The organism is Aeromonas sp. 11P, from assembly GCF_051920165.1.
Lineage (GTDB): Bacteria > Pseudomonadota > Gammaproteobacteria > Enterobacterales > Aeromonadaceae > Aeromonas > Aeromonas veronii.
In genome coordinates, this window is record NZ_JBQBDJ010000004.1 from 1472736 (window position 1) to 1494574 (window position 21839).

Consider the following 21839-nt stretch of genomic DNA (forward strand, 5'->3'; position numbering starts at 1 on the left):
TTTAATAAAGTACTAGCACATCTAACTTGATTAGTTTAAGAAAATGGAAAAACCTCCCCACTATTTTGTGGGGACGTCTTCGTTATTGATTAACTCTTCCCAAACCAATATTTCCTTTCAATCCACACTCAGGTAGCAAATCAGGGGGAAATAGGAAACCAGCAGCTGGTACGAATGGTGAACCACATGGTTGCACGGCTTATCGACCCCCAATAAAACCTGATTGACCTTTCCCTATCCAGAAAATAAAAATCCCCCGTTACCGGGGGATTTTTATTTCTATCGATTATCTCAGCTCGGCGGCTTAACCCACCAAAAACGCTCTTAACCGGGCAAACTCTGCTGGCAAATTAACGGAGAGCAGCGGCAGCTCGGCGTGCTTGGCGAGCGGGCCGGGCAGCGGTACATCCAGATGCAGGATCTCGTCCACCGACTCCTTGAACTTGGCGGGATGGGCGGTGCAGAGGAACACCCCCACTTCGTCCTCGGCCAGCTGTTCCCCCAGCAGATCCCAGGCGATGGCGCCGTGCGGTTCACAGAGGTAATCCAGCTGGTGCAGGCGTTTAAGGGCATCGCGAGTCTGGGCGTCGTCACGCATGCCTGACCCAAGGGTCTCCAGTGCCCAGCCCTTGCGACGGCACAGCTCTTCTACTCGTGGCCAGTTGTTGGGGCGGCTCACATCCATGGCGTTCGACAGGGTTGCCACTGTCTGGTGCGGCTCCCACTGACCGGTTTTCAGGTAGCGCGGCACGGTGTCGTTGGCGTTGGTGGCGGCGATAAAGCGCTTCACCGGCAGCCCCAGCGCCTTGGCAATCAAGCCTGCGGTGAGGTTGCCAAAGTTGCCGGACGGCACACTGATGACCGCCTTGGCGCGATCGGCCTTGGGCAACTGGGCCACCGCCTCGAAGTAGTAGCAAACCTGCGCCAGCAGACGGCTGATATTGATAGAGTTGGCGGAGTTGAGGCCAATGGCCTTTTTCAGCGCCTCGTCGTCAAAGGCCTGTTTTACCAGCGCCTGACAGGCATCGAAGTCGCCATCGATGGCGATGGTACGGATATTGCCGCCGAGGGTGCAGAAGAGCTTCTCCTGCAAGGGGCTGATCTTGCCCTTGGGATAGAGGATCACCACCTCGATCCCCTCCAGCCCGTAGAAGGCGTGGGCCACGGCGGCGCCGGTGTCGCCGGAAGTGGCGGTGAGGATGGTGATCTTGTCGTTAGTTCTAAAGGCCGCAAGGCACTGGGCCATAAAGCGGCCGCCGAAATCCTTGAACGCCAGGGTCGGGCCGTGGAACAGCTCAAGGGCATAAGTGCCATCCTTGAGTTTCACCAGCGGCGCCGGGAAGGTGAAGGCGGCGTTGATAAGCTCGCTCACTTTCGCTGCAGGCACTTCGTCCCCCAGCAGGTGGCTCAGGATGCGGGCAGAGCGTTCGGCCAGCGGCAGATCGAGCAGGGCATCCACATCGGCGAGCGGTTCGAGTTGTTCGGGGAAGAAGAGCCCCTGTTCGCGACCCAAGCCCTGACGCACCGCCTGCGCGAAGCTCACCTGTTCGCTGTTGTCCTTGATGTTGTAGAGATTCATAGCTCGCTTCCTGTTACCCGTGCCCCGGCCATGTCCAATTTGCAGACCCGGGCAAATCCATCTTCGTTCTGCACGAAATGTGCTTCCATCCAATCCTTCATCCGCTCGGCCTGCGCCAGCTCCTTCATCACCACAAACACGGTGGGACCGGAGCCGGAGATGCCGGTGGCCAGCGCCCCGTTCTGGGCCGCCTGCGCCCGCACCTCGGCAAAGCCTTCAATGAGCGCCGTGCGGTAGGGCTCGGCAATCACGTCTTTCAAGACGCTCGCCGCCAAGCCCTCCTGCCCGGTGTAGCTGGCGTGGACAAAGGCAGCCAGGCGGCGGCCATAGGTGAGGCAATCCTGACGGCGATATTGGGCCGGCAAGATGGCGCGGGCGGCAGCGGTGGAGACCACTGTGCCCGGGTAGCAGACCACCCAGTACCACTCGTCAAACACCGGAATGCCCTGACTGATAACGCCGTGCTCTTCCAGCACCAGCTGCATGCCGCCGAGATAACAGGGGGCGACGTTGTCGTAATGAACGGAGCCGGAGATCTTGCCTTCCATCTCCCCCATCAGCAGCAGCATGTCGTGCTCATTGAGCGGCGCGCCGTGGAAGGCATTGAGCCCCTCAAGGGCCGCCACCACGCTACAGGCGCTGGAACCCAGCCCCGAGCCCACCGGCAGATTCTTCTCCAGCACCATTTCGAGCGGCTTGAGTTTCAGGCCGCGCTTCTCCAACGCCTCGCCATAGGCGACCCAGCAGTCATGGAGGATATTCTTTTTCGGATCGTCCGGCAGCTTGTGGGCATAGCGGCCCACGGATGAGAGGGCGAACGGCACGTCAGCCGCTTTTACCTGCACCCGATCGCCGAGCAGAGAGCCATCCACGGGGGCGAGCGCCGCCCCCAGTACATCGAATCCCACGCTCAGGTTGGCGCTGGAGGCGGGCGCGTAGGCGACCACGCTACTGCTCTGGTACATGTCTGAACTCATGCTTACAACTCCTGCTTCCAGTTCTGGGTGCGCAGCACGTCGGCAAAGACGCCCGCCGCAGTCACTTCGGTACCGGCGCCATAGCCGCGCAGCACCAGCGGGATTGGCTGGTAGTAGGTGGAGAAGAAGGCGAGCGCGTTCTCCCCGTCTTTGACCTTGAACAGCGGCTCGTCACCACCGACCGCCTTGATGGCGACCTTGCACTTGCCACCCTCGATGGAGCCCACATAGCGCAATACCTTACCTTCACGCTGGGCGGCGGCGAACTGGTCGCGGAACCAGCCGTCTGCCTCCGGCAGGCGGGCCATAAAGGCTTCCACGTCGCCGCTCACATCAAAGCCGGGTGGCAGCGCCTGCTCTACCTCGACATCGGAGAGCTCCAGCGCCATGCCGGCTTCACGAGCCAGAATGAGCAGCTTGCGCGCCACATCCATGCCGTTGAGATCGTCGCGGGGATCCGGCTCGGTAAAGCCGTTGCTGCGGGCGATTTGGGTCGCCTCGGAAAAGGCCATCCCCTCGTCCAGCTTGCCGAAGATAAAGGAGAGCGAACCGGACAGAATGCCGTCGAAGGCACGCAGCTTGTCACCGGCCTTGATGAGGTTCTGCAGGTTCTCGATAACCGGCAGGCCAGCACCCACGTTGGTCTCGTACAGGAACTTGCGGCGAGTCTGGCGGGCGGTGCGGCGCAGCGCCTTGTAGTAATCGAGCGAGCCGGTGTTGGCCTTCTTGTTGGGAGTTACCACATGGAAACCGGCGGCAAGGAAGTCGGCATACTGGACGGCCACCGCCTCGGAGGAGGTGCAGTCAACGATCACCGGGTTGATGATATGGCTATCTTCCACCAGCTTTTTCACCCCTTCCAGCGAGAAGCTGTCGCGGGCTTCCACCAGCTGTTCGCGCCAGTTGGCGAGGTTCAGGCCATCCTTGTTGGCCGCCATCTGGCGGCTGTTGGCGATGCCGACCACCCGCAGGCCAGTGCCCTGCTCGGCCAGTACCGGTTGCTGGCGGGCGATCTGATCCACCAGCGCGGCACCGACGCCACCGACCCCGACCACAAAGAGATCGATAAACTGCTGGCTGCCAAAGAAGTTCTGGTGGCACGCCTTGATGGCTTCCGCCACCTTGCGATCCCGCACCACCGCAGAGATGGAACGCTCGCTCGACCCCTGCGCAATGGCGACGATATTGATGGAGGCTTGCGCCAGCGAGGTGAAGAAGCGGGCTGCCATCCCTTTGCTGGTGCGCATGCCGTCACCGATCAGGGAGATGATCGCCAGATCGCTGATGATATCCAGCGGCTCCAGCAGCTGGTTTTTGAATTCGAGCTCGAACTCGCGCTCCAGCACCTTGCGGGTCTTCTCACTGTCGTAGCTGTGGATACAGAAGCTGACGCTGTACTCGGAAGAGGACTGGGTGATCAGCACGATACTGACCCCGGCGCGGGAGACGGCTGAGAAGATGCGACCGGCCATGCCGACCATTCCCTTCATGCCGGGGCCGGAGACGTTGAACATGCACATGCCGGAAAGATCCGAGATGGCCTTCACTTTCAGGTCATCGTCGCCGCTCTCGGGGCCGATCAGGGTGCCCGGCCCTTGCGGGTTGAAGCTGTTCTTGATGAGGCAGGGAATATGGAACTGGGCCACCGGCGCGATGGTTTTCGGGTGCAGCACCTTGGCGCCGAAGTAGGAGAGCTCCATCGCCTCCTTGTAGGAGAGGGTTTTCAGCAGGTAAGCATCCGGCACCAGACGGGGGTCGCAGCTGTAGCAACCCTCGACGTCAGTCCAGATCTCGCAGCACTCGGCATCGACACAGGCGGCTAGGACGGCGGCGGAGTAGTCGGAGCCGTTGCGGCCCAGCAGCACGGTCTCGCCCTTGTCGCTGCCACCGGTAAAGCCCGGCATCAGGTAAAGACAGTCGCTACGCAGACCCTTGGCGGCAAAGCGCAGGCGGGAGGCTTCGATATCGACGTGCGCTTCCAGATAACCGCCGTCGGTGACCAGCAGATCTTCCGGTACGATCAGCTCCAGATCCAGACCGCGCACCCGCAGCAGTTCGTGCATAAAGGCGATGGAGAGGTTCTCGCCACGGCTCAGAATGCGCGCCTGCACGTTGTCCGGGCAGAGGCCCAGCAGACGGATGCCCTGCATCAGGCGCTCGACCTGATCCAGTTCGCTGGTGAGACGGGCCAGCAGCGCCTTGTCATCGAGCGCCGGATAGGCCGCCTTCAACCCGGCCAGCAGGCGGGAGAAGATGCCGTTCACTTCAAACAGGGTGGAACTGGCATCCATGCCGCGACTGGTCTGTTCCACCAGCGCCACCAGATGATTGGTCACCTTGGCAGGTGCAGAGAGCACCAGGGCTACCTGAGATTGGCCGTGGGTGTTGACCGCAATATCGGCCACCCGTAAAAAACGTTCTGCATCGGCCAGTGAAGACCCGCCAAATTTCAACACTCTCATCGCTTTCTCTCCCTGTAAATCTATGAAATTCAATCTAAAAACCAATCCAACAAAAAGGCCCGTACTGGGTGGGTACGGGCCTTTTCTGATTTCTGTGCTTGTTCGTCAGCGCATCAACCGGCCCCAGTGCCACCTGTGGTGGTACCGGTAATAATGGTGGTGGTGATGATGTTGGTGAATAGCTGCATGACGAACACTCGTGAACGAAACTGGCTTTTAGCAATACCGCGCCGGGCGCAGGGCTGTCAACTTAAACCTCTTTGCTACTCACGCCCAAAGCGGCGCGCAAGGTCTTTGCAGAGCAGGTGGAGCATGTTCAAATCCCGCTGCGGCAGCATGGGCACCCGGTCCATCACCCATTGATGCAGTTTTTCATCCTGCGAAACTCCGAGTTCACCCAGCAATTCTGCTGTTTTGCTTTTCAGCACCCGAACCTGCCCGGCATTATCAAAATTTTCTGCTACCGCAGCGCCGCCGTCGGTGTTCAGCTCATCCATCAGCTGACTCATCTCGTAGGCGTAGAGCATGATCGCCTGCCCCAGATTGAGGGACGGGTAGCTCACCTTGAGGGGCAGATAGCTGATGAGATCGACCTCGGCCAGCTGCTCGTTGGAGAGCCCCGACTCCTCACAGCCAAGACGATGGCCACCTTGTTGAGTGAAGGCTTGCTGCGGATCTGCTCGCGGATCTCCCCCGGCGTGAGGTAGTGCTGGTAGCGACCGCGCTCACGGGCAGTGGTGGCGATCACCAGATCCATGTCGGCCAGCGCCTCGGGCAGGGTATCGAACGCTTCGGCCTGAGTCAGGATCTCCTGAGCGCCGTGGGCCACCCAGCTCGCCTCCTCCTCTTCGTGTACCCGGCTCGCCACCAGTCGCATGGCATCGAATCCCATGGTTTTCATGGCGCGGGCAGCCGCCCCCACGTTCGCAGGTCGGGCAGGTGCCACCAGGACAAAATAGAGCTTCATCGGGTTTCCTCACAGGCCGGACGGCCTCTCAAACAGACAGCAAACAGTCGCTAAACCATCACCAAAACAGGGGCGCAATCTACCGTTTATCCCCGAAAATTGCCACTTGAACAGACGTTTGAATGTTGCGATAGTGGCCTGACGTGTGGACAAATTACACCCAATCCTTCGCGCTATCGGCCCGACAGATCACAAGGAAGAGAGAGATGCACCAGCCATTGGAACAGGCCGTCGCCGAGACTATCTTGCAACGCTTCGAGTCGTTTTACAGCCGGTTTCTCGAGATAACCCAGGGCAGCAAGAGCCGCTTCGAGAACAGTGACTGGCTGGGGGTGCAGCTCGCCGGGCGCGAGCGTATTCGCCTCTATGACCACCATGTGGGGGCCACCGCCAGCTCCATTCGCCAGATGATGGGGAAGCACCACGCCACCCAGGAGCTGCTCAAGCGGGTCAAAAGTGCCTTCAGCGATCTGCTGCCCCGTTGTGACAACTTCGAGGTGGCGGAGTCCTTCTTCAACTCCGTCTATCGGCGGATCTTTCGCCATCGCAATATCCGCGACGAGAACCTCTATATCCACCCCTTTGTCAGCCGTGGCGAAAAACCGGATTTAAGCTCTCTGCTGCGGATCTATCGCACCGATCTGGCCCACTTGCCGCAGACCTTGAGCCAGCTTTTGGGGGATTACAGTTTCACCCTACCCTACGAGGACAAGCAGCGGGATATTGTCGACATCCACCGCCATCTTGCCGAGAACGGGCCGCATATTCTCCATGACGAGCCGTTTGCCATCGAGCTGCTCAAAGAGGTGTTCTACCGCAACAAGGGGGCCTATCTGGTGGGGCTGATCCGGGTCAAGGATCAGGTTTTCCCCTTTATCCTGCCCCTGCTCAGCACCGGCCACAGCATCTATGTGGATACCGTCATCTTCGAGCCGGATCTCGCCTCCATCGTCTTTGGCTTCGCCCGCGCCTATTTCATGGTCTATGCCCGCGAACCGGCGCTGTTTGTCGCCTTCCTGCGCCAGATCATGCCCCACAAGCCCGATTACGAGATCTACAACGCCATCGGCTGCCAGAAACACGGCAAAACCGAGCTCTATCGCCACTACCGCCACCATCTGGCCCAGAGCCGGGATCAGTTCATCATCGCCCCCGGCATCAAGGGGATGGTAATGAGCGTGTTTACCCTCCCCTCCTACGATGTGGTGTTCAAGGTGATCAAGGACGAGTTCACCCCGCCCAAGGATGTGAGCCACGAGCAGGTGAAGGCGAAGTACCGGCTGGTAAAACAGCACGATCGGGTTGGCCGGATGGCCGATACCCAGGAGTTCACCAACTTCGAGTTTCCGCTGGATCGCATCTCACCGGAACTCCTTGCCGAACTCAAGACAGTGGCGCCCTCGGCCCTCACCATCAGCGACGACAAGCTGGTGATCAAGCACCTCTACACCGAGCGTAAAATGATCCCCCTCAACCTCTATCTGGACAAGGCGGACGAGCAGCAGACCCGGCTCGCGCTGGAGGAGTACGGCAACGCCATCAAACAGCTGGCGGCGGCCAACATCTTCCCGGGGGACATGCTGTTCAAAAACTTTGGCGTCACCCGTCACGGCCGGGTGGTCTTCTACGACTACGACGAGATCTGCTACATGACGGAGTGTAACTTCCGCCAGATCCCGCCGCCGCGCTACCCCGAGGATGAGTGGAGCGCCGAGCCCTGGTATTCGGTGGCCCCCAACGACATCTTCCCCGAGGAGTTCGCCACCTTCCTGCTGCAAAAGCCGCAGGTGCGGGAGATCATGTTGCAGCTGCACAAGGAGATGTTCGACGCCAACTACTGGAAGATGCTGCAGAGCAACATCAAGGTGGGGGTGTTCGAGGATGTCTATCCCTACCGGCGCAAGAAGCGCTTCAAGTACCAGCGCGGCGGCTGATCCCGCAGCACCCGCGCACATCGCAGCAACGAAAACGGGGTGGCCAAAGCCACCCCGTTTTGCTATCCGCTTTGAGGCCTTAACTGCCGCGACGGCGGATCACCCCCTCCTGCATGGTGCTCGCCACCAGCACCCCGTCGCGGGTGAAGAACTGACCGCGCACCAGACCGCGACCGCTGCTGGCGCTCGGGCTGTCTACCACGTAGAGCAACCAGTCGTCGAAGCGGAAATCCCGGTGGAACCACATGGAGTGATCGATGGTGGCCACCTGCATATCCGGCTCCCAGTAGGACACCCCGTGCGGCTGCAGCGAGGTGAGCAGGAAGTTGAAGTCGGAGGCGTAGGCCAGCAGGTATTTGTGCACCCGCAGATCGTCCGGCATCTGACCGTTGGCCTTGAACCAGACGTGGCGCACCGGATCCTGCACCGTCGGACGAATAGGGTCGACCAGCGTCACCGGGCGCATCTCGATGGGCTGCTCGCAGAGGATCTTGTCCCGCAGGGAGGCCGGGATCAGGTTCTCGTAGGGGCGCACCAGCTCCAGCTCGCTCTTGAGCTCCTCCGGCGGGGTGATGCCGGTGGGCATCTGCGCCTGATGTTCGAAACCGTCGGCCGGCACCTGAAACGAGGCGTTGAGATAGAAGATGGGCTTGCCGCCCTGAATCGCCTTGACCCGACGGGTGGAGACGGTCTGGCCGTCACGGATATTCTCCACGTCATAGACGATGGGACGGGTCACATCCCCCGGACGCAGGAAGTAGGAGTGAAAACTGTGAACCTGACGGCCGGTCTCGACCGTCTGCTTGGCGGCTGACAAGGCCTGCCCCATTACCTGTCCGCCAAACACGGCCCGCAGACCGAGATCCTGGCTCTGGCCCCGAAACAGGCCCTCCTCGATTTTTTCCAGCGCCAGCAACGCCAGCAGCTCATCAAGTACCTTGCTCATCGTTCACTCCTCTATCAGAGCTGCACAGGCTAACAAGCTCACCGGAGCAGAGCAACCGCCACAACCCCTTCCGCCCGCCAAAGGGAACGCCAAGGGCCATACGCCGCGACCAACAGCATTTATCGAGTCTGTTTTTTCCCTGCCAGAACCGCTACGCTGTCAGCAATCGATAGAGGTGAGGTCACCCGCCATGCACATCCGTTATCCGGTCACGCCCTCTGCCACTTATCACCTCCGCTCGTCCCTTCGCTTTCTTGCCACCCTGTTTGCTCTCTCGCTGCTCCCGGCCGCCACGGTGCAGAGCGCGGTAATTATCACCGGCGAATTGCCCCCCTACTCTTCAGCGACGCTGGCCAATGGCGGCGAGCTGGCAAGCAAGGTGCTCACCACCCTCAAAGCGGCGGGCCACCCGGATCTGCGGTTCTCCTACCAACCCTGGCCGAGAGGACTTAAAAACATCGAACTGGGCAACGCCATCGCCGCCTTCCCCTTTACCTGGACCAACGAGCGCAGCAACACCCTGTTGTTCAGTACCCCCATCGCCTTCGATATCCAGTCCTGGTACACCACGCCCGACAAGAAGGGGCTGGAATCCCCGCCCTGGCAGCAGAAAACCGCCTGCGTGCCCAAGGGGTGGTTCTCCGATGCCATCGAGCGGGTGACCATCGAGCAGAATCTGATCGTCAGAACCACCAACCGCCTCAACCAGTGTGTCGAACTACTGAAAAAGGGCAAAGTCGACCTGGTGCCCATCAACGACACCTCGAAAAAGAACCTCTCGGAGGAGGACAACGCCGCCCTCTACCGTCTCTCGCTGTTTCGCCAGAACGTCACCTTCTATCTGGTCACCGCCCGCAACAAAGAGGGAGAGATGTTTATCCGTGACTTCAACAAAGAGTGGATGACACCGGCCAACTGAGGAGTGTGAGAGCAATCATTGCCACATGACCAGAGCCAGCCTGCAGCTGGAGGTCACCCGCTAGAGATGAAAAAGGCCCGCACCAGTTGGTGCGGGCCTTTGCTTGGCCGACTGAGCACTTGAACAGCGTTCAGTACGCAACAGGCTATCAGCTTACTTGCTGCCGGTACCGGAGTTGCGGGTAGAAGCTTGTGGCTTGCGACGGGCGGTGGTGGCGCGAGCGCGGGGCTCTTTGCCCTGCATCTCTTTGTGACGCTGCACAGCGCGACGGATCTGGGCGGCCTGCTTGTGACGGCTGGTTTTGCCATCTTGCTGCAGATCGACCTTGGATTCGGTCTCCGGCGGCAGGTTGACCAGACCGCGTAGGTAGTTCACTTCCGGCAATTTCAGCTCTTGCCAGCCGCCGCGCGGGATGCCGCGATCCAGCTTGACGTCGCCGTAGCGGATACGCATCAGGCGGCTTACCTGCACTTCCTGGGATTCCCACAGGCGGCGCACTTCACGGTTGCGACCTTCGGTCAGGGTGACGTTGAACCACTGGTTCAGACCCTCACCGCCAGCCGGTTTGATCTTGTTGAACTTGGCGGTGCCATCTTCCAGCTGCACGCCCTTGCGCAGACGCTGCAGCATGGCTTCGGTGATTTCGCCAAAGACACGCACCGCGTATTCCCGCTCCACTTCGTGGCTCGGGTGCATCAGGCGGTTAGCCAGCTCACCGTCGGTGGTGAACAACAACAGACCGGAGGTGTTGACGTCGAGGCGGCCGACCGCAATCCAGCGGGCACCTTCCATCTTGGGCAGACGATCAAACACGGTGGGACGACCTTCCGGATCGTGACGGGTACACATCTCCCCTTCCGGCTTGTGGTAAGCCAGTACGCGGCAGATCACTTCCTCTGCGGCACGGGTCTTGACCTGGTGACCATCCACCCGGATCACGGCGTTCACTTCGACGCGATCCCCCAGTGTGGCGACCTTGCCATCCACACTGACCCGACCTGCGGTGATCAGGGCCTCCATCTCACGACGGGAGCCGTGACCCGCGCGGGCCAACACTTTTTGCAGTTTTTCACTCATCGGGGTTACCTGATTGTTGATCGCTGCCCACTGGTAAAAGGGGCAACGGGGTTAACTGTAACAAACGCCGGTTGGAGCACTCGCCACAGTTGAAAAATGTATATCTCGGTGACATCGGCACACTTGGGTGCCATTCACCGGGCATCGTTCTCCCCGTCCACCGCAAAGGGCAACAGGGGTTGCAGCTCCGGATCCAGCTCGGGGAGCTGCTCCAGACTCTGCAGATTAAAGTAATCCAGAAACTCTCTGGTGGTGGCGAGCAGCTCGGGGCGACCGGCCACCTCTTTGTGGCCGATGCTGCGCACCCAGCCACGCTCTTTCAGGGTATTCACTATCTGGCTCGACACCGCCACCCCGCGGATCGCTTCGATCTCGGCCCGGGTGATGGGTTGGCGATAGGCGATCAGGGTCAACGTCTCCATCACGGCGCGCGAATAGCGCGGCGCCCGCTCGCTCCAGAGCCGCGAGAGCTCTTCGGCATACTCCTGACGCGCCTGAAAGCGCCAGCCGGAGGCGACCTCTTTGAGTTCGACGCCCCGCGAGCTGTAATCTTGCCTGATCTCGGCCAACAGCAGCTGAACATAGCGACTGGTCACCGGATAATCGGCCAGCACGCTGCTTTTCAGCTCGCTGACATTGAGCGGACGACCGGCCACAAACAGCGCAGCTTCGATCAAGGTCTTGAGTCGTTCAGTGGGCAGCGCCACGGTTGCCCTCCTCGCTCTGCTCGGCCAATGCGAAATGGATTGGGCCGAGTGGTTCAGCCTGCAGGATCCAGATCAGTTGCTCCTTGCACAGCTCCAGCAGGGCCAGAAACGTCACCAGTACACCCATGCGCCCCTCTTCGGCGCGCAGCACCTGCTCAAGGCGCAGGGTCTGCCCCAACGTGAGCATGGCGAGGATCTCCGCCATGCGCACCCGGGTCGGGATCTGTTCGCGGCGGATCTGGTGATGTTCGAAATGAGTCGCGCGTTTTACCACACTTTGCATGTAAAGGGCGAGCTCAACCAGCGAAACATCGGGCGCCAGTGGCTTGAGGGCGCCAAAATCGGGGGGCAAGGCGGTGGCGATATAAATCTCCCGCTCCACCCGAGGCAGCTCATTGACCCTCTCCGCCCCTACCTTGTAACGCTCGTACTCCTGCAGGCGGCGAATAAGCGTCACCCGCGGGTCTTCCCCCTCATCTTCATCCTCCAGCTCCGGCGCCTTCGGCAGCAGCAGGCGGGATTTGATCTCCGCGAGCCAGGCCGCCATCAGCAGATATTCGGCTGCCAGCTCAAGATTAAGCCCCTGCATCAGCTCCACGTACTCCATGTACTGGGCGGTGATCTGCAGGATTGGCAGGTTGAGGATATCGAGCTGCTGACGCCGGATGAGGTAGAGCAGCAGATCGAGCGGTCCCTCGAAGGTATCGAGGAACACCTCCAGCGCATCGGGCGGGATGAACAGGTCTTGGGGCAGCTCGTGATAGGGCTGCCCCAGGACTTTCGCGATGGGTAGCGCGGCGCCAGCCCCCGTCTCGGCGGAAGGGACTGTCACCGGTTCAGCGACATCACTCAAACGGGGTTGGATCTCCGGCGCCGCGACGACGCAATACCGGCTCGTCGTCAGAGAAATCGACCACTGTGGTGGGCTGCTCGCCCAGATAACCACCGTTGACCACCAGATCAATCTGCTTGCCCAGCTTGTCGAAGATCTCTTCCGGGTCAAACTCGGCCATCTCGGAGTCCGGCAGGATCAATGTGGTGGAGAGCAGCGGCTCGCCGAGGGCTTCCAAGAGCGCCTGGGCAATCTTGTTGTCCGGCACCCGGATGCCGATGCTCTTCTTCTTCTCGTTCATCAGGCGGCGCGGCACCTCTTTGGTCGCCTTGAAGATGAAGGTGTAGGCGCCCGGGGTGTTGTTCTTGATCAGGCGAAACGCGCTGTTGTCGACCTTGGCGTAGGTGGAGATCTCGGAGAGATCGCGGCACACCAGGGTGAAATCGTGGTTGGCGTCGAGGCGACGGATGCGGCAGATGCGCTCCAGCGCGCCCTTGTCACCCATCTGGCAACCCAGCGCATAACCGGAGTCGGTCGGATAGACGATGACGCCGCCGTTCTGGATGATCTGTACCGCCTGACCGATCAGACGGGCCTGGGGGTTTTCAGGATGTACGTAAAAATGCTGACTCATAGCTTGTTCTCGCAATGGGGGCAGCAATACCTGCCCGCTCGTATGGTCACGGGCCAAAGACCCATGACACTACCTTAACCTGTTTGTGGCTGCTTCGCTGGCGCCGTTACCGGCTTGCCAGCAGCTCGGCATGCTGTTCGGTGGTGAGCCCGAAGTGACCGGGATAGGCCAACCAGACGGGCATCCCCTCTTTGGGCAGCCAGAGGTGGCGGCCCAGCTCGGTCCAGTTGGAGGGGAAGTGAAAATCCGATCCCACCGAGATATAGAGGTCGTGATCCTTGGCCCACTGGCCCAGATTGGCCCGCTCCTGCGGGCTCTGCTGGGGCAATGACACCTCCATGGCATCGCCACCGGCCGCCTTGAAGGCCACCAGCAGCCGCTTGATCCACTTGGCGGTGAGATCGTAACGGCTGGGGTGGGCCAGCACCGCCAGCCCACCGGCGGCGTGAATGGCAGCGATGGCTTCGCTCATCTCGGGCCACTCGGCCGGGGCATAGCCTTTATTGCCACGGCTCAGGTACTTTTTGAATACCTTCTGCATGTTGTCGGCCACCCCGCGTGCCACCAGCACCCGGGCAAAGTGGGCACGGGTCACGGCAGCATCGCCGGCGAGCGCCTTGGCCTCTTCATAGGTGCCGGGGATGAGGCACTTCTCCAGACGACGCCCGATTTCCAGCGCGCGCGCCTCACGGCGCGCCAGCTGACCGGCCAGAAAGTCGGTCAACTGCGGATTTTTTTCATCCACCCCCAGCGCCACGATATGGATCTCGTGATGCTCCCAGCCGGTGGAGATCTCGACCCCGCTTACCAGTCGCAGCGGCAGTTGCTCGGCTTCGATAGTGCGGCGCACCTCATCAAGCCCGGCGAGGGTATCGTGGTCAGTAACTGCTAACACCTCGACCTGTTTCTCGGCGGCGCGGCGCACCAGTTCGGCTGGGCTCAGCACCCCGTCGGAGGCAGTGGTATGGCAGTGAAGATCGAATCTCATCAGGTTATTCCGCTCTCGTGGTCAGGTCACCATTCATGGCAAATCGGTGAAAGAAGGCTAAAAAGCGACTTGACTTGGCCGCGGCTTTATCGTTTTCTGTAGGCACTTCATTGCAAACATCTTTTTACAGGACTTTATCATGCAAACGACTTCCATCCTGACCATCTGGTGGTGGCACACTCCCTGACATGCGGGCGTGTGGTCGTTGCTGTACCTGTAATCTGACAGCAAATTAAGAACCCAAAGAAAAAGCCCGCTGACCCCAGCGGGCTTTTTTATTATCCGGCAAATGGACCTGTGATGAAACCGAGAATTCAGACAAGCAAGCTGACCTGGCGATGGCGCCCCTGAACCAGCCACCCCGGACCAATTAAATTTCTAAGGAATTCAACGTCATGAACATCGGTAAAAAGCATCACACGCAAGGGAACGCACTATGACAGCCACACATCGCCTTCCTCTGGGTGAATTCGATACCCTCAAGCTCAACGCCCCCTATGTGGCCGATCCGCTGGCACTCTATACCCGTCTCTGTCAGGGCCGCCCCAACAACCTGCTGCTGGAATCGGTGGAGATCGACTCCAAGGCAGGCAAACAGAGCCTGCTGCTGGTGGATGCCTGCCTGCGCATCGAGTGCCGTGGTCGCACCGTGCGGGTACGCAGCCTGAACGACAACGGCGCCCAGTTGCAGAGCCTGCTGGCCGAGCGGCTGCCCGTGGTGGTGGCCCGCTCGCTGATAGATGGCGAATTGCAACTCGACTTCCCGGCCTCCGATCGGGAGCTGGACGAAGATTCCCGCCTCAAGGGGAGCAGCGTGCTGGACGTGCTGCGCACCCTGCAGCGGGAGCTTGATTGCCAGCTCGGCAAAGAAGCGCTGTTTATGGCGGGCAGCTTTGCCTACGACCTGATCGCCTCATTTGAAGATCTGCCTGAAGTGCCGGAGGGGAGCAACGACTGCCCCGACTACTGCTTCTACGTGGCCGAGACCCTGATCACCATCGATCATATCGAGCGCACCACTCAACTGCTGGCCTGCATCTTCGGCGGCGATTGCGACGAAAGCCTGGTGGAAGACAGATACACCCGCCTGACCGAACGGCTCACCGACTTCAAACAGATTTGCCAGCAACCCCTCTGCGCCGAGCTGACCACCCAGCCCCTGACCGGTGGCATGAGCGTGGACAAGAGCGACAAGCAGTTCTGCGCCGAGGTGGAGAAGCTCAAGGGCTTTATCCGCCGTGGCGACATCTTCCAGGTGGTGCCATCCCGCTGCTTCTCCCTGCCCTGCCCAAGCCCCCTGGCCGCCTATCGCCGCCTCAAACAGACCAACCCCAGCCCCTACATGTTCTACGTGCAGGATGAGGGCTTCACACTGTTTGGCGCCTCGCCGGAGAGCGCGGTGAAATTCTGCGCCGCCAGCCGCGACGTGGAGATGTACCCCATCGCCGGTACCCGCCGCCGCGGCTTCAACCCGGATGGCAGCATCAACCGGGATCTCGATGGCCGCATCGAGCTGGAACTGCGTCAGGACGAAAAAGAGGTGGCCGAGCACCTGATGCTGGTGGATCTGGGGCGCAACGACATCGCCCGCATCTCGGAGCCCGGTACCCGCTACGTCAAAGAGCTGCTGAAAGTGGATCGCTACAGCCACGTGATGCATCTGGTCTCCAAGGTGGTCGGCACCTTGCGCTCGGATCTTGACGCCCTGCACGCCTATCAGGCCTGCATGAACATGGGCACCCTCACAGGCGCACCGAAGATCCGCGCCAGCGAGCTTATTCGCATGGTGGAAGGCAAACGCCGCGGCAGCTACGGCGGCGCGGTCGGCTACATCAACGGCGCAGGCGAGATGGATACCTGCATCGTCATCCGCTCGGCTTTCGTGAAAGATGGCGTGGCCCATGTACAGGCTGGTGCCGGGGTGGTCTATGACTCCAAGCCCCAGGCCGAAGCGGACGAGACCCGCGCCAAGGCGGCCGCCGTACTGGCCGCCATCGCAGCCAGCCATGGCACCTCCCTGCAAGCCCTGAGCGCCCAGCAGGAGCAACATAAGGACGTGAGCCAATGAGTACCGGATCAACAGCCACTAATATCTTCCTGCTCGACAACTTCGATTCATTTACCTACAACCTCGTCGATCAGTTCCGCTCCCTCGGTTATCCGGTGCGGATCTACCGCAACAGCCTGCCGGCGAGCCGCATCATGAGCGAGATCGCCGCCTGCGAAGGGGACGCCGTGCTGGTGCTCTCGCCGGGCCCGGGTGCCCCCCACGAAGCGGGTTGCCTGATTGATCTGATCAAACTGGCCCGCGGTCAGGTGCCCATCCTGGGCATCTGTCTCGGCCATCAGGCTCTGTGCGAAGCCTACGGCGGCACCGTCGGCGCGGCAGGCGAAATTGTCCACGGCAAGCGCTCCCTGATTGAGCACAACGGCCACGGTGCCTTCGCTGGTCTGCCGAGCCCGCTGCCGGTGGCCCGCTACCACTCGCTGGTCGCCACCTATGTACCGGAAGAGCTGACGGTGATTGCCCACTATCAGGGCATGCCCATGGCCATCGAGCAGCAGGATGAGCGGGTACTGGGCTTCCAGTTCCACCCGGAATCCATCATGACCTCGGAAGGGGCCCGTCTGCTGACTCAGGCGCTCGCCCATATCACCCGTCCAGAAAGCAGTGTGCGGTAAGGAGACCAACATGCATCAACATCTCAACACCCTCTATCAGGGTCAGTCTCTGAGCCGTGAAAGTACCCGCGACGCCTTCGGTCAGGTGGTACGTGGCGAAGTGGACCCCATCGTGCTCGCAAGCCTGCTGACTGCCCTCAAGATCAAGGGGGAGACCCCGGAGGAGATCGCCGGCGCCGCCGAGGCGCTCTTGGCGGAAGCGCGCGACTTCCCGCGTCCGGATTACGAGTTCTGCGACATCGTCGGCACCGGGGGCGATGGCCTCAACACCATCAACGTCTCCACCACCTCGGCGCTGGTCGCCGCCGCCTGCGGCCTGAAAGTGGCCAAGCACGGCAACCGCTCGGTCTCGAGCAAGTCGGGTTCAAGCGATCTGCTCGACAAAATGGGCATCAAGCTCGACATGAGCCCTGCGCAGGCGCGCCGCTGTCTGGACGAGCTCGGCATCTGCTTCCTGTTCGCCCCCCAGTATCACGCCGGGGTGCGCCACGCCATGCCGGTGCGCCAAGCCCTCAAGACCCGTACTCTGTTCAACGTGCTGGGGCCGCTTATCAACCCCGCTCGCCCCACCTATCAGCTGATGGGGGTCTATGCCCCCGAGCTGGTGCGTCCCATCGCAGAAACCCTGCTGGCACTGGGGCTGAAAACCGGTATGGTGGTTCACGGCGCCGGGCTCGACGAGATTGCCATTCACGGCCCAACCCAGGTGGCCCAGATCCGTGACGGCGAGATCCGCGAGTTTCTGCTCACCCCGGCTGATTTTGGCCTCGAGACCTACCCGGTCAGCGCAATTCAGGGCGGAGAGCCTGAAGAGAACCGCGCCATCACCGCCGCCATTCTGGAAGGGCGTGGCACCCCGGCCCACAACGCCGCCATCGCCGCCAATGTGGCTCCGCTGCTGCTGATGGCGGGCAAGGCGACAGACCTCAAGAGCGCAGCGGCCGAGGTGCTGGCAGTGCTGGCGAGCGGCAAGGCAGCGGATCTGGCTGCTCGGCTCGCCACTTTAAGCCATCAGGATGCGGGCCATCAGGAGGCATGATGTCAGCCACTACGTTGCACAGCAGTCATTCAGAACGCCCGCAGGGCAAGAGCCAGTTTCGCAAGGATAACGAGATGTCAGACCTTATTGCCCCCCATGCATTTCTGAACATGGCCTCCATCAGCCAGACCATCCTCGGCAAGATCGTGGCGGCCAAACAGGAGTGGGTTGCCGCCCGCAAGCTGGCCCAACCGCTGGAGAGCTTCCAGAGCGCGCTGACCCCAAGCGATCGGGATTTCGTCGGGGCGCTCAAGGCGGGCTCCACCCGCTTTATTCTGGAGTGCAAGAAGGCTTCCCCCTCCAAGGGATTGATCCGCGACGATTTCAGCCCGGAGGCCATCGCCGATATCTATGGCAAATACGCCACCGCCATCTCGGTGCTGACCGACGAGAAGTTCTTTCAGGGGGATTTCGCCTTTTTGCCGCGGGTGCGCAGCCGCGTATCGCAGCCGGTGCTCTGCAAGGATTTTATGATTGACCCCTATCAGGTCTATCTGGCCCGCCACTATCAGGCGGACGCCATCCTGCTGATGCTCTCGGTGCTCACCGACGAGGGCTATCGCGCCCTGTTCGCGGTGGCCAAGGAGCTGGGTCTGGGCGTGCTCACCGAAGTGAGCAACGAGGAGGAGCTGACCCGGGCCATCGCGTTGGGCGCGCCGGTGATTGGCATCAACAACCGGGATCTGCGCGATTTGAGCGTCGATCTGAACCGCACCAAACAGCTGGCTAAAGATATTCCGGGCGATCGGGTGGTGATCAGCGAATCCGGCATCAACCACCGCGCTCAGGTGGCGGATCTGCGCCACCACGCCAAGGGCTTTCTGGTGGGCTCATCCCTGATGGCCGAGCCGGATCTGGAAGCCGCAGTGCGCAAGCTGGTACTGGGCCAGAACAAGGTGTGCGGCCTGACCCGTGCCGAAGATGCCGCCGTCGCCCATCAGGCGGGCGCGGTGTTCGGTGGCCTGATCTTTGTTTCCAAAAGCCCGCGCTATGTGGACATCCCCGCCGCCCGCGCCGTGATGGCGGGTGCGCCGCTCGCCTATGTCGGGGTATTTCGCAACGCCCAGCCCGCCACCATCGCCAAGACAGTGGATGCGCTGGGGCTCGCCGCGGTGCAGCTGCACGGGGATGAAGATGCTGCCTATATCGATACTCTGCGCCCACTGCTGCCGGCTGGCTGCCAGATCTGGAAGGCAGTTGGAGTCACAAGTGGCGAACCGCTGCCTGCCCTCGACTACCCGGCCGATCGTCTGCTGCTCGATACTGTCGTGAAAACTGCGGTCGGCAGCCAGAGCGGCGGTACCGGTCAGGCATTTGACTGGGCCCTGCTGGCCACGCTCGACAAGAGCAAGTTGATGCTGGCGGGTGGCCTCAATCCCGACAACGCCCTGCAGGCGGCGCAAGTAGGCTGCCTCGGCCTTGATTTCAACTCCGGGGTGGAAAGTGCCCCGGGCCAGAAGGATGCGCACAAGATAGCAGCCGCCTTCGACGCACTGCGCAACCTGTAACGCAACCCTTTTTGATGTTTCGATTTAGCTAATACAAGGAAGAAGCCATGACCCTGCTCAACCCGTTTTTCGGTGAATTTGGCGGTATGTATGTACCCCAAATCCTTATCCCGGCCCTGCTCCAGCTGGAGAAAGCCTTCGTCGATGCCAAGGATGATCCGGCCTTTATCGCCGAGTTTCAGTCCCTGCTGACCGAGTATGCTGGTCGCCCGACCCCGCTCACCCTGACCCGCAATCTGACCAAGGGCACCAAGACCCGCCTCTATCTGAAGCGTGAAGATCTGCTGCACGGCGGCGCCCACAAGACCAACCAGGTGCTGGGTCAGGCGCTGCTGGCCAAGCGGATGGGCAAGAGCGAGATCATCGCCGAGACCGGTGCCGGTCAGCATGGCGTGGCGACCGCGCTGGCCTGCGCCCTGCTCGGCCTCAAGTGCCGGGTCTATATGGGCGCCAAGGATTGCGAGCGCCAGAAACCGAACGTATTTCGCATGAAGCTGATGGGCGCTACCGTCATTCCGGTACACTCAGGCTCGTCCACCCTCAAAGATGCCTGCAACGAGGCGCTGCGTGACTGGGCCGCCAACTACGAGTCGGCCCACTACCTGCTCGGCACCGCCGCCGGCCCGCACCCCTTCCCCACTATCGTGCGGGAGTTCCAGAAGATGATCGGCGAAGAGGCCAAGGCCCAGTGCTTCGAGAAGGAAGAGCGACTGCCCGATGCGGTGATCGCCTGTGTCGGTGGCGGCTCGAACGCCATCGGCATGTTTGCCGACTTTATCGATGAGCCGTCGGTGCGCCTCATCGGGGTCGAGCCGGGTGGTCACGGCATCGAGAGTGGCGAGCACGGCGCGCCGCTCGGTCACGGCAGCAAGGGGGTCTTCTTTGGCATGCACTCCTACCTGATGCAGGACAATCAGGGCCAAATTCAGGAGTCCTACTCCGTCTCGGCGGGGCTGGATTTCCCCTCCGTCGGCCCGCAGCACGCCCACCTGGCCGCCATCGGCCGCGCCGAGTACCCCTCGGTGACCGACAAGGAGGCGCTGGACGCCTTCCAGGAGCTGGCCAAATCCGAAGGCATCATACCCGCGCTGGAGTCCTCCCACGCGCTGGCCCACGCCCTCAAGATGGCCCGCAGTGAACCGGAAAAAGAGCAGGTGCTCATCGTCAACCTCTCCGGCCGTGGCGACAAAGATATCTTCACCGTTGCCGACATCTTTGAAAAAGAAGGAACCTTGTCATGAACCGTTACGCACAACTCTTCTCCCGTCTGGACGCGGCCAATCAGGGCGCCTTTGTGCCGTTCGTGATGCTGGGTGACCCCACCCCCGAATTGTCGCTGGCCATCGTCGATGCGCTGGTCGCAGGGGGCGCCGATGCCCTCGAACTCGGCATTCCCTTCTCCGATCCGGTAGCGGACGGCCCCACTATTCAGGGCGCCGCCCTGCGGGCCTTTGCCAGCCACACCACCCCGGACGACTGTTTCGAGCTGCTTGGCCGCATCCGCGCCAAGTACCCGCAGCTACCCATCGGCCTGCTGGTCTACGCCAACCTGGTCTATGTGCGCAAAATTGACGGCTTCTACGAGAAGTGCCAGCAGGCGGGCGTAGATTCAGTGCTGGTCGCCGACGTGCCGGTGCAGATGTGCGCCCCCTACAAGGCGGCCGCCGACAAGTTTGGCATCGACAGCATCTTTATCGCCCCGCCCAATGGCGACGCCGAGACCCTGAAACAGGTGGCGGAGCTTGGCAATGGTTACACCTATCTGGTGAGCCGCGCCGGCGTCACCGGCGCCGAGACCAAGGCCGGCATGCCGGTGGAAGGTCTCATCAATACCCTGCGCGAGTTCAACGCCCCTCCCGCCCTGCTCGGCTTTGGCATCAGCGAACCGGCGCAGGTGCGTGAAGCCATCGCCGCGGGCGCCGCCGGTGCCATCTCCGGCTCCGCCGTGGTGAAAATCATCGAGACCCACCACCAGAACCCGGAACATATGCTGACTCGTCTGAAGGAGTTTGTGGAAGGGATGAAGGCCGCGACCAACCGCTAAGGTTGGATAATGGGGTCAACTGTCTGTGACCCTGATCTGCCAGTTCGCATAACCACGCCATAACCATGAGAAAGGGAGCCTGACCGGCTCCCTCTCTTTTTATCGCTACTCGCCGCTTGCTGCTCCCTGTGTGTTGCACCCTCTCCCTCCGGGAGAGGGTTGGGGTGAGGGCAGCATTACATTCTCTGCCAAATGAGTTGCCCTCCAACCGATAACTAATTTATTGATCCAGCACAGATTCCCGCCAAGACCCCCTTCTCAACACGCCATACCCGCCCATAAGATAGCCAAACGACAATCAAGCTCCCGAAAGAGCGTCATGGCAGCAATGGTTGATATCTCGCAGGTGAAAAGCAGCAAATCGGGAAGCCGTCTCAGGGGCGATAACCTTGCAGATACTCGCCATCGCCGGCTCATGCGCTCTGTTGTTATGCCGGTGAAATCCTTGAGCAAACAGAAGAAGGCAAGCGAATAGATCTGGCAATCAGAGACGGGTTGGTCATGTCATGATGTCATTATTTGGTGGCAGCTATCAGGACAGAGC

The 21839-nt window shown here is 61.0% G+C and carries 17 protein-coding genes and 1 pseudogene; 8 read left to right on the forward strand and 10 right to left on the reverse strand.

All coding sequences use genetic code 11. The annotated features are described in order from the left end of the window. Window positions 1–304 precede the first annotated feature (304 nt). The 4 genes and pseudogenes from thrC to ACTG1P_RS06735 all read right to left on the reverse strand — a co-directional run bounded on the left by thrC (window position 305) and on the right by ACTG1P_RS06735 (window position 5985). Window positions 305–1579 carry a threonine synthase gene (thrC, locus tag ACTG1P_RS06720; protein ID WP_069556020.1) on the reverse strand — a complete coding sequence of 425 codons (1275 nt, stop codon included), beginning with the start codon at window positions 1577–1579 and terminating at the stop codon, window positions 305–307. Beyond that, the gene (thrB, locus tag ACTG1P_RS06725) at window positions 1576–2556 is read right to left on the reverse strand and encodes a homoserine kinase (RefSeq protein WP_440000825.1); all 981 of its coding nucleotides are present in this window, start codon (window positions 2554–2556) and stop codon (window positions 1576–1578) included. Before thrB ends, thrC begins: the two co-directional genes overlap by 4 nt. Before the next feature lie 2 nt (window positions 2557–2558). After that, window positions 2559–5018, reverse strand: a complete 2460-nt coding sequence (gene thrA / locus ACTG1P_RS06730) for a bifunctional aspartate kinase/homoserine dehydrogenase I (RefSeq protein ID WP_440000826.1) — start codon at window positions 5016–5018, stop codon at window positions 2559–2561. A 263-nt stretch (window positions 5019–5281) separates the two neighbouring features. Beyond that, window positions 5282–5985 (reverse strand): annotated as a pseudogene (locus ACTG1P_RS06735) (tRNA/rRNA methyltransferase). Window positions 5986–6191: 206 nt separating this feature from the next. On the opposite strand from ACTG1P_RS06735, the gene aceK reads away from it, so the two are divergent. Further along, window positions 6192–7919, forward strand: coding sequence for a bifunctional isocitrate dehydrogenase kinase/phosphatase (gene aceK / locus ACTG1P_RS06740; protein WP_440000827.1), 1728 nt, complete (start codon window positions 6192–6194; stop codon window positions 7917–7919). Between the two features lie 79 nt (window positions 7920–7998). On the opposite strand, the gene tesB is transcribed toward aceK, so the two are convergent. Further along, the gene (gene tesB, locus ACTG1P_RS06745) at window positions 7999–8865 is read right to left on the reverse strand and encodes an acyl-CoA thioesterase II (protein ID WP_005338122.1); all 867 of its coding nucleotides are present in this window, start codon (window positions 8863–8865) and stop codon (window positions 7999–8001) included. 190 nt (window positions 8866–9055) lie between these two features. Here tesB and ACTG1P_RS06750 point away from each other — a divergent pair, with 190 nt between their 5' ends. Further along, window positions 9056–9784 carry a hypothetical protein gene (locus ACTG1P_RS06750; RefSeq protein ID WP_440000828.1) on the forward strand — a complete coding sequence of 243 codons (729 nt, stop codon included), beginning with the start codon at window positions 9056–9058 and terminating at the stop codon, window positions 9782–9784. 153 nt (window positions 9785–9937) lie between these two features. On the opposite strand, the gene rluB is transcribed toward ACTG1P_RS06750, so the two are convergent. The 5 genes from rluB to rnm form a co-directional block, all read right to left on the reverse strand. Beyond that, window positions 9938–10861, reverse strand: a complete 924-nt coding sequence (gene rluB, locus ACTG1P_RS06755) for a 23S rRNA pseudouridine(2605) synthase RluB (RefSeq protein WP_005347347.1) — start codon at window positions 10859–10861, stop codon at window positions 9938–9940. Between the two features lie 134 nt (window positions 10862–10995). Next, on the reverse strand, window positions 10996–11568 hold the full coding sequence (gene scpB, locus ACTG1P_RS06760; RefSeq protein ID WP_440000829.1) for an SMC-Scp complex subunit ScpB: 573 nt from the start codon (window positions 11566–11568) through the stop codon (window positions 10996–10998). Further along, window positions 11552–12421: a segregation and condensation protein A gene (locus ACTG1P_RS06765; protein ID WP_204477455.1), complete on the reverse strand. Its 870-nt coding sequence runs from the start codon at window positions 12419–12421 to the stop codon at window positions 11552–11554. Before ACTG1P_RS06765 ends, scpB begins: the two co-directional genes overlap by 17 nt. After that, window positions 12414–13034, reverse strand: coding sequence for an L-threonylcarbamoyladenylate synthase (locus ACTG1P_RS06770; protein WP_005338129.1), 621 nt, complete (start codon window positions 13032–13034; stop codon window positions 12414–12416). Before ACTG1P_RS06770 ends, ACTG1P_RS06765 begins: the two co-directional genes overlap by 8 nt. A 106-nt stretch (window positions 13035–13140) precedes the next feature. Continuing rightward, a complete protein-coding gene (rnm, locus tag ACTG1P_RS06775) occupies window positions 13141–14022 on the reverse strand; it encodes an RNase RNM (RefSeq protein WP_019445650.1) in 882 nt (293 codons plus the stop codon). A gap of 436 nt (window positions 14023–14458) precedes the next feature. Here rnm and ACTG1P_RS06780 point away from each other — a divergent pair, with 436 nt between their 5' ends. Genes ACTG1P_RS06780 through trpA form a run of 6 tightly spaced genes read left to right on the forward strand, consistent with a single transcriptional unit; the run spans window position 14459 to window position 21295 of the window. After that, on the forward strand, window positions 14459–16090 hold the full coding sequence (locus ACTG1P_RS06780; protein WP_440000830.1) for an anthranilate synthase component 1: 1632 nt from the start codon (window positions 14459–14461) through the stop codon (window positions 16088–16090). After that, window positions 16087–16704 carry an aminodeoxychorismate/anthranilate synthase component II gene (locus tag ACTG1P_RS06785; RefSeq protein ID WP_013723977.1) on the forward strand — a complete coding sequence of 206 codons (618 nt, stop codon included), beginning with the start codon at window positions 16087–16089 and terminating at the stop codon, window positions 16702–16704. The genes ACTG1P_RS06780 and ACTG1P_RS06785 overlap by 4 nt, the downstream gene beginning before the upstream one ends. Before the next feature lie 10 nt (window positions 16705–16714). Then, a complete protein-coding gene (gene trpD, locus ACTG1P_RS06790) occupies window positions 16715–17743 on the forward strand; it encodes an anthranilate phosphoribosyltransferase (RefSeq protein ID WP_204477457.1) in 1029 nt (342 codons plus the stop codon). Beyond that, window positions 17743–19251, forward strand: coding sequence for a bifunctional indole-3-glycerol-phosphate synthase TrpC/phosphoribosylanthranilate isomerase TrpF (trpCF, locus tag ACTG1P_RS06795; RefSeq protein ID WP_440000831.1), 1509 nt, complete (start codon window positions 17743–17745; stop codon window positions 19249–19251). Before trpD ends, trpCF begins: the two co-directional genes overlap by 1 nt. A gap of 47 nt (window positions 19252–19298) precedes the next feature. Next, entirely contained in the window at window positions 19299–20492 is a 1194-nt protein-coding gene (gene trpB / locus ACTG1P_RS06800) for a tryptophan synthase subunit beta (RefSeq protein WP_005347359.1), read from the forward strand. Then, window positions 20489–21295 (forward strand): tryptophan synthase subunit alpha, encoded by an 807-nt coding sequence (gene trpA, locus ACTG1P_RS06805; protein ID WP_042032437.1) that lies wholly within the window; start codon window positions 20489–20491, stop codon window positions 21293–21295. The genes trpB and trpA overlap by 4 nt, the downstream gene beginning before the upstream one ends. The last annotated feature ends 544 nt before the right edge of the window (window positions 21296–21839 follow it).